This window comes from Alteromonas sp. DYW1, assembly GCF_059752595.1.
In genome coordinates, this window is the sequence record NZ_CM186038.1 from 1901004 (window position 1) to 1914138 (window position 13135).

12 protein-coding genes are annotated in these 13135 nt (G+C 45.1%); 1 reads left to right on the forward strand and 11 read right to left on the reverse strand.

Translation table 11 applies throughout. The features are described from left to right. The first annotated feature begins 4 nt into the window (after nucleotides 1–4). The gene (locus AC121Z_RS08460) at nucleotides 5–742 is read left to right on the forward strand and encodes a MauE/DoxX family redox-associated membrane protein (RefSeq protein WP_498128077.1); all 738 of its coding nucleotides are present in this window, start codon (nucleotides 5–7) and stop codon (nucleotides 740–742) included. A 139-nt stretch (nucleotides 743–881) separates the two neighbouring features. On the opposite strand, the gene AC121Z_RS08465 is transcribed toward AC121Z_RS08460, so the two are convergent. From AC121Z_RS08465 to AC121Z_RS08515, 11 genes are all read right to left on the reverse strand, one after another. After that, on the reverse strand, nucleotides 882–1376 hold the full coding sequence (locus tag AC121Z_RS08465; protein WP_498128079.1) for an Lrp/AsnC family transcriptional regulator: 495 nt from the start codon (nucleotides 1374–1376) through the stop codon (nucleotides 882–884). A 185-nt stretch (nucleotides 1377–1561) separates the two neighbouring features. Then, nucleotides 1562–2746 (reverse strand): 2-methylaconitate cis-trans isomerase PrpF, encoded by a 1185-nt coding sequence (gene prpF / locus AC121Z_RS08470; protein ID WP_498128081.1) that lies wholly within the window; start codon nucleotides 2744–2746, stop codon nucleotides 1562–1564. Nucleotides 2747–2748: 2 nt separating this feature from the next. After that, nucleotides 2749–5346, reverse strand: coding sequence for a Fe/S-dependent 2-methylisocitrate dehydratase AcnD (gene acnD / locus AC121Z_RS08475; RefSeq protein WP_498128083.1), 2598 nt, complete (start codon nucleotides 5344–5346; stop codon nucleotides 2749–2751). A gap of 5 nt (nucleotides 5347–5351) precedes the next feature. Further along, complete coding sequence (gene prpC, locus AC121Z_RS08480; protein ID WP_498128085.1) at nucleotides 5352–6476, reverse strand: bifunctional 2-methylcitrate synthase/citrate synthase; 1125 nt, start codon at nucleotides 6474–6476, stop codon at nucleotides 5352–5354. Between the two features lie 35 nt (nucleotides 6477–6511). After that, on the reverse strand, nucleotides 6512–7390 hold the full coding sequence (prpB, locus tag AC121Z_RS08485) for a methylisocitrate lyase (protein WP_498128087.1): 879 nt from the start codon (nucleotides 7388–7390) through the stop codon (nucleotides 6512–6514). 9 nt (nucleotides 7391–7399) lie between these two features. Further along, nucleotides 7400–8062, reverse strand: a complete 663-nt coding sequence (locus AC121Z_RS08490) for a GntR family transcriptional regulator (protein ID WP_498128194.1) — start codon at nucleotides 8060–8062, stop codon at nucleotides 7400–7402. Nucleotides 8063–8329: 267 nt separating this feature from the next. Continuing rightward, nucleotides 8330–9523: an alpha/beta hydrolase family protein gene (locus AC121Z_RS08495; RefSeq protein ID WP_498128089.1), complete on the reverse strand. Its 1194-nt coding sequence runs from the start codon at nucleotides 9521–9523 to the stop codon at nucleotides 8330–8332. A gap of 103 nt (nucleotides 9524–9626) precedes the next feature. After that, complete coding sequence (locus AC121Z_RS08500) at nucleotides 9627–9959, reverse strand: zinc ribbon domain-containing protein YjdM (protein ID WP_498128090.1); 333 nt, start codon at nucleotides 9957–9959, stop codon at nucleotides 9627–9629. A gap of 69 nt (nucleotides 9960–10028) precedes the next feature. Continuing rightward, nucleotides 10029–10178, reverse strand: a complete 150-nt coding sequence (locus AC121Z_RS08505) for a DUF2256 domain-containing protein (RefSeq protein WP_498128091.1) — start codon at nucleotides 10176–10178, stop codon at nucleotides 10029–10031. Next, the gene (locus AC121Z_RS08510) at nucleotides 10162–11700 is read right to left on the reverse strand and encodes a cryptochrome/photolyase family protein (protein ID WP_498128093.1); all 1539 of its coding nucleotides are present in this window, start codon (nucleotides 11698–11700) and stop codon (nucleotides 10162–10164) included. Before AC121Z_RS08510 ends, AC121Z_RS08505 begins: the two co-directional genes overlap by 17 nt. A gap of 4 nt (nucleotides 11701–11704) precedes the next feature. Beyond that, on the reverse strand, nucleotides 11705–13129 hold the full coding sequence (locus AC121Z_RS08515; RefSeq protein ID WP_498128095.1) for a cryptochrome/photolyase family protein: 1425 nt from the start codon (nucleotides 13127–13129) through the stop codon (nucleotides 11705–11707). Between the last annotated feature and the right edge of the window lie 6 nt (nucleotides 13130–13135).

Here is a 13135-nt window from a genome sequence, read left to right on the forward strand (position 1 = left end):
TGCAATGAGTGAAAAGACCGCCATTTTATATCGCATGCATACCGCTAACCACATTTGTCCTTACGGTATTCGCAGTAAAGACCTGCTTAAAAGAAACGGTTTTAATGTTGATGATAGGCTACTTGAGACACGCGAAGCAGCAAACCAGTTTAAAGCACTACATAATGTTGAAACGACTCCGCAAACGTTCATCGATGGTGTCCGTATCGGAGGGTTTGATGCCCTGCAAGAATTCTTTGGTAATACTTCAGCTGCGCAAGAGAGTAAAACCTATGTGCCAGTGATTGCGATCTTTATTATCGCTCTCCTACTTAGTCTAAGTACCCAGTACTTAACTAGCACAGAGATTCTGTCAGTCACAACACTGCTCCATTTTATCGCGCTTGCAATGGTGCTACTCGCACTGCAAAAGCTGCGTGATGTCGACAGCTTTGTTAACTCTTTTATTACTTATGATTTATTGGGCATGCGCAGTGTTCGTTACGCCAAATGGTATCCTTTCCTTGAAGCGTTCGTAGGATTTGGAATGTTTGTTGGGATCACAATTTGGATTGTTGCGCCACTCGGTTTATTTATTGGCGCTGTTGGCGCATTGTCTGTCGTTAAAGCGGTATACATTGATAGACGCGAACTCAATTGTGCATGTGTCGGTGGTAACAGTAATGTTCCTTTGGGTTTTGTATCGTTGAGTGAGAACCTGTTTATGATAGGAGGTGCAATATTAATGTTAATGATTACGTAAATTAGCGACCGCTAACTAAATATCAGATAGCCCTTAGTGTGGTCAAAGATATATCGGATTTGATAATTTTTCATAAACGGTAACCGCATATATACCTTGGCATTATTGCCTATCGGAACATTGGTATAATTGTTACATGTCATATATGGTGTAATGGAACTTGCGTACTGTCTTTGATTTTTTCCATCGCAAAACTAGACGTTACATCGGTAAGAGAAATACCGCTAATAAAACGCTTATAGAAGTGGTCGTAGCCTTGCATATCAGCGACCAAAACTTTCAGCATATAATCATATTCCCCACTTAAACGGTAAATTTCCACAACTTCATCAAATGCTTGGGTGTGACTAGCGAATTGTTTTAGCCATTGCGGATCGTGATGCGAGGTCTTAATATGCACAAATACCGTAAGGCCCAAGTTTAGTTTATCCGGATTGAGAATGGTTACCTTGCGTTCAATCACTTTGGCATCTTGTAAGCGTTGGATCCGACGCCAACAAGGTGTTGTCGTTAAGCCTACCTCGTCCGCGATTTCCGCTGTCGATAAACTCGCATCTGATTGTAGTAACTGCAGTATTTTTTTATCCAGAGCATCTAACGAGACCAATTGACTCCCCTTTTCGTCACCTAACATGACTTTAGAATCGTGAAATTTATCTTAAGTGAAATAACTATGCACGATGGAACACTATTAAAATATAACTAAACTTCGTTTCACATCAATGTAATTGTGAACTTAACCATGGCGGAATTTCTTAAAGCGTCTGGTGGGAATATAAACGTTGATTAGGGGGCCTAAAGCCCCCAATGTACGTTGATTTATTGGGGAATAAAAACGGCCCCTTCCATCAGACGTCTTGCACTTCGGCTCATGATCGCTTTCTTTATTGTCCATTGATCGGCAACTTGCTCAGCAGCTGCCCCAACTTTCAATATGCCAGAAGGATGTCCGAAGGTAACGCTTTCGCGTCCAACTCCGCCGGCAGCCAGATTGACTATGGTGCCAGGAACTGCTGCTGCAGCACCTATGGCGACCGCTGCAGTCCCCATCATAGCGTGATGCAATTTACCCATGGACAACGCTCGAATATTCACGTCGATATCACTCGATTGAACAGTATTACCACTGGATGCTGTGTAATCTTTTGCTGGCGCCACAAAGGCTAATTTGGGGGTATGTTGACGCGCTTGAGCTTCAACCAGATCACTGATCAGTCCCATGGCGAGTGCACCTTCTGCACGCAGGATCTCAAGTTTTGCTAACAACTCAGGGTTTTCGTTGATCGCGGACTGTAACTCAGTACCGGTAAATCCAAGTGCATCAGCATTAACAAACACTGTTGGAATTCCCGCATTAATCAGCGTTGCTTGCACATTGCCATAAACCGAAGATTTGATCACATCAATGACATTTCCGGTAGGAAACAATGCACCTTCACCAGCAGCGGGATCGAGAAATTCAACCACAATTTCTGCAGCTGGAAACGTGACGCCATCCAATTCGAAATCGCCCGTTTCCTGCACTTCTCCATTGGTTACTGGTACATGTGCAATAATTGTTTTCTCAATATTGACCTGCCAAATACGGACAGTAACAATACCCGTACCCTTAGTTTTGATCAGCGGATCGTCAACCATGCCTTTGTGTATGGCGAATGCGCCCACAGCAGCGGTTAAGTTCCCGCAATTACCGCTCCAATCAACAAAGGGCTTATCAATCGATACCTGACCAAACAAATAGTCAACATCATGGTCTGCAGAATCACTTTTCCTCAGTAGTACAGCTTTACTGGTGCTGGACGTTGCGCCGCCCATACCGTCGGTGTGTTTAGCATAAGGATCTGGACTTCCGATCACGCGTAACAGCAACGCGTCACGCTCTGGCCCCGGCTGTTGCGCATAATCCGGTAAGTCGCCAATACTAAAAAACACCCCTTTGCTAGTCCCGCCACGCATGTACGTGGCAGGGATTGCTCGCTGAGGGAGGTATATTTGCCTGCTCATTGCTATGCCTCTTCTGCCGCTAAAAAGTCCTTGGCGAAACGCTGTAACACACCGCCAGCTTCGTAAATAGAGACTTCTTCAGCGGTATCTAACCGACACTTAACATCAGTAACAACAACCTCGCCATTCGCTCGGTTAATGGTTAATTTGAGCATTGCACCAGGCGCAATATCACCTGTAACGTCAAAAGTTTCACTGCCGTCGATGCCAAGCGTGTTGCGATCCGTGCCTGCGATAAACTCCAGAGGCAGTACACCCATACCGATTAAGTTAGTGCGGTGAATACGCTCAAAGCCTTCCGCCACAATGACTTCAACCCCGGCTAAACGCACTCCCTTTGCCGCCCAATCACGGGATGAACCTTGCCCATAATCGGCACCGGCAATAATAATCAGCGGTTGTTTACGTTCCATATAGGTTTCAATGGCTTCCCACATGCGCATTACTTGGCCATCTGGCTCAACGCGTGCAAGCGATCCCTCTATCACCTGCCCATCTTCATCGCGCACCATTTCATTGCGCAAACGCGGGTTAGCGAAGGTTGCGCGTTGAGCAGTTAAGTGGTCACCACGGTGCGTGGCGTAACTGTTAAAATCTTCTTCGGGTAAACCCATTTTAGCCAGATACTCACCCGCTGCGCTGTCAGGCATAATAGCGTTTGATGGGGATAAATGGTCGGTAGTGATGTTATCACCCAGGACTGCCAACGGGCGTAATTTGGCCAATGCACGTTCACCTGCTAGTGCACCCTCCCAATAGGGGGGACGACGTATATAGGTGCTCTTTGGGCGCCAATCGTAGAGTGGGTCATTGTCTTCACCATAATCAACTCGCAAGTCGAACATCGGGTTATAAACCTTTCTAAACTGTTCAGGCTTAACACTTTGTGCGATTACTGCATCAATTTCTTCATCACTTGGCCAGATGTCTGCTAAACGTACCTCATTACCACTCTGGTCAAGTCCAAGTACATCTTTTTCAATATCGAAGCGAATCGTTCCGGCAATTGCATAAGCCACAACTAACGGTGGAGACGCGAGAAAGGCTTGTTTCGCGTAGGGATGAATTCGGCCATCAAAATTCCGGTTACCGGAAAGTACTGCGGTGGCATATAAATCTCTGCGCTTAATTTCTTCGACAACCTCAGGTTTCAACGCGCCGCTCATGCCGTTACAAGAAGTACAGGCAAAAGCCACTATACCAAAACCGAGCTGTTCTAATTCGGGCAACAGATTGGCTTCTTCAAGATACAATTGCACCGCCTTCGAGCCTGGCGCGAGTGAAGTTTTCACCCATGGTTTACGCGTTAATCCTTTGGCATTAGCATTACGTGCAATTAAACCTGCAGCAATCATATTGCGCGGATTACTGGTATTTGTACAACTGGTGATCGCAGCGATAATCGTAGCGCCATCTGGCATTTCACCATTTTGTGGCGCATCAGTAGCAGCTGAAATACCTTTTACTTTTAGATCGGCTGTGGAAACGCGGCTATGCGGATTTGATGGGCCAGCAATATTACGAACCACTGATGACAAATCAAAGTGTAATACACGTTCATATTCTGCAGTTGCAAGATCATCTGCCCATAATCCAGTGTGTTTAGCATATTGCTCTACCAATGCGACTTGATCATCTTCACGCCCCGTTAGACGCAAATAGTCAATCGTATGCTGATCAATATAGAACATGGCTGCACTGGCGCCGTATTCTGGCGTCATGTTAGAAATCGTGGCACGATCGCCAAGGGTTAAGTGTTTAGTCCCTTCGCCAAAAAACTCGAGGTAGGTAGAAACCACTTTGGCTTTACGTAAAAACTCAGTTAACGCCAAAACGATATCTGTGGCAGTGATCCCTGGCGCTGGCTTACCTACCAGTTCTACACCAACAATATCAGGTAAGCGCATGTATGATGCTCGACCCAACATTACACTTTCCGCTTCAAGTCCACCAACACCCAATGCGATGACTCCAAGCGCATCTACCATCGGAGTATGGCTATCGGTACCAACTAAAGTGTCAGGAAATGCAACACCATCACGATTCTGGATCACGGGTGACATGCGCTCTAAGTTAATCTGATGCAGGATCCCGTTGCCTTGTGGGATCACATCAATGTTTTTAAACGCAGTCTTAGTCCAGTTAATAAAGTGGAAACGATCTTCATTCCGACGATCTTCGATAGCGCGATTTTTTTCGAACGCATCTTTTTCATAGCCCGCGTGTTCGACCGCTAACGAATGGTCAACAACCAACTGGGTGGGTACTACGGGGTTGACCTTGGCTGGATCGCCACCTTTCGCCGCGATGGCATCACGTAGTCCAGCAAGATCGACTAGCGCAGTTTGACCGAGAATATCGTGGCAAACAACTCGTGCTGGGAACCAGGGAAAATCGAGGTCACGTTTACGCTCAATTATTTGCTCTAATGAGGCAGTTAAACGCTCAGGCGCGCAGCGTCTGACCAAATTTTCGGCTAAAACCCGTGATGTGTATGGCAACTTTTCATAAGCGCCAGGCTTTATCGCATTGACCGCCTCACGGGTGTCAAAAAAATCTACACCAGCACCAGGCAGTGGTTTTCTATAGTCATGATTCATATGTATTACCCACGTTGTTCAATCGGCACGACTGGACGCAAGTCTTCACCTGTGTATTCGGCTGATGGACGAATGATACGGTTATCAGCGCGCTGTTCCATAACATGAGCAGCCCAACCAGTTAGGCGCGACATAACAAAAATAGGCGTGAATAGTTTAGTTGGGATCCCCATAAAGTTATAGGCTGAGGCATGGAAGAAATCAGCATTACAGAACAGTTTCTTTTCACGCCACATCACTTCTTCACAGCGCACGGATACCGGGTAAAGCACAGTGTCACCTACATCTTCCGCAAGCTTTTCTGACCATTGTTTAATAATTTCGTTGCGAGGATCGCTTTCCGAGTAAATCGCGTGCCCAAAGCCCATGATTTTTTCTTTACGCGCTAGCATGCCCATCATTTCTTCTTCTGCGTGCTCTGGCGATTTGAAACCCTCAATCATTTCCATTGCAGCTTCATTCGCACCACCGTGCAGCGGACCACGCAATGAACCGATGGCGCCGGTGACGCAACTATGCATATCAGACAAGGTCGATGCACACACACGAGCGGTAAAAGTTGATGCATTAAATTCGTGTTCGGCATATAAGATCAATGAAACATGCATCACTTTTTCATGTAGCGCGCTAGGGGCTTTACCATGCAGTAAATGTAAGAAATGCGCGCCAATCGAATCATCTTCAGTTTCGACATCAATGCGCACGCCATCGTGAGAGAAGCGATACCAGTAACAAATGATGCTTGGGAAACAAGCTAACATGCGATCAGTTACCTGTTGTTGTTGCTCAAAACTGTGCTCCATTTCTAAATTTCCAAGCATGGAACACCCGGTTCTTAATACATCCATTGGGTGTGCGTCTGCTGGGATCCGCTCAAGCACATCTTTCAATTCTTGCGGTAATCCACGCATGGATTTTAGGTTAGCTTTGTATTCATTTAACTCTGCTTGCGTCGGTAAGTGCCCTTTTAATATTAAATAAGCCACTTCTTCAAACTGACATTTATCTGCAAGATCCTTAACGTCATACCCACGATACGTCAGTCCTGAGCCTGATTTACCCACAGTCGATAACGCAGTTTTACCAGCGACCTGACCACGCAAACCTGCGCCACTTAATACTTTTGCCATTACTAAAATTCTCCGAATAAGGTACGAGTTAAAGGTTAATTATTTGTTGAGTCAGCAAAAAGCGCATCCAGCTTTTGCTCGTAATCGTGATAGCCTAAGTAATCATAGAGTTTCATTCGTGTTTGCATCATATCGACTACCGCTTTTTGATCGCCATCCCTTAGAATAGCTTCGTACACGGTTTCTGCAGCTTTATTCATTGCTCTGAATGCACTTAACGGATAAAGCACCATATCAGCACCCCATTCACCTAGCTCTTTGGCATTCCAAAGCTCAGTTTTGCCAAACTCAGTAATATTCGCCAAAATAGGCACATCCAGCGCTTCAGCAAACGCGCGGTAGTGTTCTTCAGTCTGAATTGCTTCGGCAAAGATACCATCGGCCCCCGCCGCTACATACGCTTTCGCACGTTCAATTGCTGCTTCTAAGCCTTCTTGGGCAAATGCGTCGGTACGCGCCATAATAAAAAAGTCTGGATCGGTGCGCGCATCCACAGCGGCTTTGATACGGTCAACCATTTCTGCTGTCGAGACAATGGCTTTGTTAGGGCGATGGCCGCAACGTTTCTGAGCGACTTGATCTTCCATGTGCACGGCGGCAGCACCCGCTTTCTGCATATCTTTTATGGTCTTCGCAATATTGAATGCACCGCCCCACCCCGTATCGATATCAACCAACAGAGGTAATTCTGTCGCGGCGGTAATACGTTGTACGTCAACCAACACATCATTTAACGATGTCATGCCCAAATCAGGCAGTCCATAAGATGCATTCGCTACACCACCACCAGACAAATAGATGGCTTGATGGCCAATCTGCTCTGCCATCATTGCAGCATAAGCATTTATGGTCCCAACAATCTGGAGTGGATGGTTATTTGCGAGCGCCTCGCGGAAACGTTTACCTGGACTCATAGTCGCCCCTTAATTGTGTTTAAGTTTAAATTCAATGTTATTGCGTGAATAAAGAATGTGTCTGCGCATTAGCATTTCGGCTAATTCTTCATCACGATGGTGAATCGCATTTACAATCTGCTGATGCTCTGTAAATGCGGTAGAAACCCTAGGTCCAGCCATTCCTAACTGCACCCGATACATGCGTACAAGATGATAAATCCCATTGATCAAAAGCTGAATTAACTGCTGATTCTTGCTGCCCTGCACTATCCGATAGTGAAAGTCTACGTCGCCAGCCTCTTGATAATAGGATTGACCATCTTTGACACTGCTTGAGTGTTTATCTAATAGCCCCATGAGCTCTTGTATCTCGAGCTCAGACATATTGCGTGCGGCTAATCGGGCGGCCATTCCTTCGAGAGCTTCGCGCACTTGATAGAGCTCGATTAAGCCTTCTATTGAAAGTGAAACAATTCGAGCGCCAACATTTGCTTTACGTTCAACCAAATGACACGCGGCTAAACGGTTTATTGCTTCGCGTACAACCGCTCGACTAACCTGATAGTTCGCAGCAAGTTCGGCCTCGCTGAGTTTACTACTAGCAGCTAACACACCTTCGACAATGTCGCTACGCAATTGATAAAACAATTTATCAGACGATGTTACAGCAAGCTCTTGTTGCACGAACAGAAGACCAATTAATGAATATTGTCGACAATATTAGCTTATTTTTGTGATTTATACACTAAAAAAAACTCTCATTGTCGACAATGCAAGCATGTAGAATGAGCGAATTACTCCTCGAAACGTTCCAAACATTGGTTGAATGCTGCGCTACACTTGGATCTTTTACAATTGATTAGGATTGAGAAACATTGAAGTTCTTTGATAAAAGTACGACTAAAGTATAAGTGTCTTGAAATGGATTGGGTACGATTTATAGAGATGAATGGTAGGCTACTTGCGTTGATAATCGAAATGTTGTCTATCTATATTACCACCTTGCATTTCAGTGCCTGTTTCCAGCATTTTTAAGGCTTCTGGATCCGCACGCAGATATGCGTTCAAAAAGATAAGTTCCCAATTATCCCGATCTTCCCAAGATCCTCCTTCAAATACATGGGGCTGATCAACGAGCTCAATGACATATCTTGGCCCAGATAGTAGCTGCATTGCTGGTAGAATTGACTCTTTGGTTGTTACCGTATCTTTGCTACCGAAAAACGCTAATGTCGGGACTGAAACATTCAGCAAACTGCTATTATTTTCACCAAACGCATAAACTTTTTCACCATTGTTCTCACCACCAGTCCAAGGTGCCGCTGCTACAATAGCCTTTACCCGCGGGTCTTTAACTGAGGCAGAATTCCCCGCGACATTAGCACCAGCTAGCGCTAGCGCAGTAAATCCACCGTAACTGTGCCCGCTTACGGCAACGTTATTTGTATCAACATGGTTACTAAACTCAGGATTATTCGCAATTGAATCTATAACGGCTTTTGTGAATAAGGGGCGCAAAAATTCTATGTGATCGTTGTTTCCAAATAACCTGGCAAACCGATTGTCACCATAAAATATTACCGCAACAACATATCCGTGACTGGCGATACTATTCGCGTGTCGGATATCATAAATCCCGTGCGCACCTCCACCGTGTGCTAATACAACTAACGGATAACGTGTGTTTTGGTCTGCAAAAATAGGTTGCTCGCCCGGTGCTAACATATGCGTAAATGAACCATACGCAGAGTCGTGATAAGGAAATTGATACGGACGTGCAGCTAGTGTACTTACTGTAGGAAAGGTGATGAATGCGGCAATCGATACTACCTCGCTGCTATCTGCTCCATACAAGTCGGCACGGTTAGGTATTGTGACGTTAATCGACCACGAGGCTTCTGGATATTTTAAAATGTCAGTTACATAGCGTGAGGAACCGTACCAAGTGTGCTTACCGGTAAGATAGCTCTCAATAATATCGCTATCGAGCTCTTTAAACTCTTCAGACACTTCTAAATTCGTCGACGCAACAGAGTATGAGCCAGGGGGCAATGGCTGTACCTCTGTTGCATTAAGCGTTCCCACTATTGTTCCCGAAAAAATGACCAATAGACCAAGGAAATTTCGCGCTGCGCGTTTACTTGTAGACATTTGCTGACTTACCTAAGAATACAAACGTTGGTATAGCACAGCTTGTTTGATTTCGCGATTAGTATGCACGAAATAGCCAATGCGCCAGAGAAGACGTTTAACCTCAGGCCTTTTTAACAAATTGTGATTTTAACATCATAGCTCCCATGCCATCGACTTTGCAGTCAATGTCATGATCGCCGTCGACGATGCGATTTATTTTAGCTTTAGTTCCAATTTTTATGACACTGGACGAACCTTTAACTTTCAGGTCTTTAATTAACGTAACGTTATCCCCTTCAAACAGCGTATTACCAACGGCATCTTTGCGACTTGGCACATCGTCTTGCGCATCATTGAGTTGCCATTCATGGCCGCACTCAGGGCATACCAGCAATGCTTGGTCCGCATAGGTGTATTCAGATTGACATTGTGGGCATGGTGGTAACGTAGACATACTTAGACCTCTGGCATAAAACGGCGATAATACCACTTTATGCCAACCCAATTAAGCCAGAATTTATATTTATCTATTGGTTATTTTATTTTTATTTCCGGCACAACGTTTTGAGCAATATTTAACTTCGTGCCAATTTTTTTCCCATTTTTTGCGCCAAGTAAACGGGCGCAGACAGACCGGACACAACTTTGTGGGTAAATCAGACTTTTTCGTCATTGGATAATTTAGTTAAAAATGATTCTGCTTCTGCGCGCATCGCATCGACAACAGTCGGATCCATCTTCGCAAGCGTGCTAAAAATCATGCCCATGCGGCCATTGTCTGCAAGCCTTTCTTTATTACGCACAATGAAATCCCAATACAGATAATTAAACGGACACGCTTGATGACCGGTTTTTTCTTTTACGTTGTAGTGACAGTCTTTGCAATAGTCCGACATCTTATGGATATAACTTCCACTGGCTGCATAGGGTTTGCTCGCCAAGTTTCCACCGTCCGCGTAAAGGATCATACTGGAAACATTCGGCAACTCTACCCATTCATAGGCATCGGCATATACCAGCAAATACCATTCGTTAACCGCCTTAGGATCGATGCCTGCGATTAAAGCAAAGTTACCTAACACCATTAAGCGTTGAATATGGTGCGCATACGCATTCGCTTTGGTTTCATTGATGCATTGTTTTAAGCAATGCATATCAGTATCGCCAGACCAATAAAAATCTGGCAGTTTGCGACGCGCTTGAAGCTGATTTCGATGCGAAAGCTCTGGCATGAAGTACCAATAAAAACCTCGAATATATTCTCGCCACCCAATAATTTGCCGGACAAAGCCCTCAACACTATTAATCGGTGCTTGCCCTGAATGATAGGCCTGCAATGCAGCTTCAATGACTTCTTTTACCTGCAATAATCCACAATTTAGATAAAAACTAATGTGTGAGTGAAATAACCATGGCTGATTGCTTACCATTGCATCTTGGTACTTACCAAAATTTGGCAAACGCTCGTAAATAAAGGTATTAAGCACTTTCAAAGCCTGGTCACGCGTAACCGCAAAGGCGAAATTATCTAAGCTTCCAAAGTGATCCTTGAATTCGTTTTTGACTAGCGTAAGGACTTCTTCGGTGATGTCATCATGAGAGAACGTAGTACGTTGAGGGATGACTACTTTGCTGGGCATCGGCTCACGATTTTGTTGGTCGTAGTTCCATTTACCGCCCGCGGGCTTCCCCTGTTCCATTAAATAGCCGGTGTACTTACGAACTTCGCGGTAAAAGTACTCCATACGTAATTCTTTTCTTCCCTCTGCCCATTTGGCAAAGAACGATTGCGGCATCAAAAAGCGATTATCCTCGCTAACTTCAACCTCAACACCTAAGTCATTCTGCCATGTATTAATGTCTTCTAGCAGTCTATATTCACCAGGCTGCGCAATAACGACTTTGTCAAAGTTTACTTGCGTTAACAGCCATTTCACTTGTGCTTTGATACTGCCTTGATTGTGTTCATGCAAATAATCGATGTAATGAACATTTACGCCATCGCTTTCTAACGCCGCTGCAAAATGCCGCATAGCAGAAAATAAAAACGCAATTTTCTGTTTGTGATGTTTAACGTAAGTTGCTTCTTCTTTAACTTCGGCTATCAGAACGGCATCTGCGGATTTATCGAGTTCGCGTAAACTACTCATAGACATCGATAGCTGGTCACCTAAAACGACCCTTAACACACTCATAGCATTACCCCTTGATGTGCTCGTAAGCGTCAAGTGCCCGTTGCCGTGACGCTTTCAAGTCAACAATGGGTTTAGGGTAATCCTTACCCAGTGTTACTTTTGCCTCTGCTAACACGTTATCCGGCGCTTCCCAGGGTTTATGGATATATTTACTCGGCATGTCACGCAATTCTGGGCAGTACCTTTTAACGTATTCACCGTGCTTATCAAACTTTTCGCCCTGTAATACTGGGTTAAAGATCCTAAAATATGGCGCTGCGTCGGCGCCTGATCCAGCCACCCATTGCCAACTCGCCGTGTTAGATGCGAGGTCAGCATCAACTAAGCAATCCCAAAACCATGCCTCCCCTTTGCGCCAGTCTTGCAATAAGTTCTTCACCAGAAACGAACCTACCACCATACGCACACGATTATGCATGTAACCGGTTTGCCATAGTTCGCGCATACCTGCATCTATGATAGGAATGCCCGTTTGGCCATGCTGCCAAGCATGCAAAGTTTCAGTATCATCATGCCAAGGAAATTGATCAAATTTTTGGTTGAAGTTATTGCGCGTTATGGATGGCCAATGGTAAAGCAAGTAGTAACTGAACTCGCGCCATCCTAGTTCAGATAAATAAGTATCGATAGACTCTTGATCGCGACCGTCAAATTCATCAAGGATGGCGTACCATACTTGATTCGGTGATATCTCACCAAACCGCAGGTGCGGCGATAGACGAGACGTCCCAACAACCGCCGGAATATCTCTAGCGGATTTATACTGCTTTGCCGCATCGCTAATGAATCGTTGTAGTTTAGTTGCCGCGCCCTCTTCACCGGGTGTCCATTGACGGGAAAAGTCATCGGCCCAAGAAAGTGTTGGTAATAAACTAAGTTCAGCCAGTGCTAGACTGTCCAATTCGGTATCATGGTAGGTGATCCGTTCGGGGCTAGGTAGTGGGTAACGCGGTGATTCTGCGTTTAAACACCCTTTGCGATAGTAAGGGGTAAAGACTTTATAGGCGCCACCATCCTGTTTACTGATCGTCATGGGCTCCCACAATAAAGCGCCATTAAAACTTTTTGCTTGTATACCTGCCGCCTTAAGCTCACTTTTTAGCGTTTGATCGCGCGTTCGTTGCCAAGGCTGATAGCAACGGTTCCAAACTACGCCCTGTGCGTTGCTCTCGGCTACCAAATCTTGCAAGATCTTAATCGGATCGCCGCGACGGATCACTAAGTGTTGGTTTAAACGTTGATCAAGCTTTTCCAATGAATGATGTAACCACCATTGGCTTGCTGCGCCTAAGTAACGTTTATCTTCTGTTGCATCGTCCATAATATATACCGGCACTATCTTACCTTGCGCAACGGCCCATGTGAGCGCAGGGTTATCTTTTACCCGCAGGTCCTGGCGAAACCATACGATCGTGGTTGCAACCGTCATACTTCT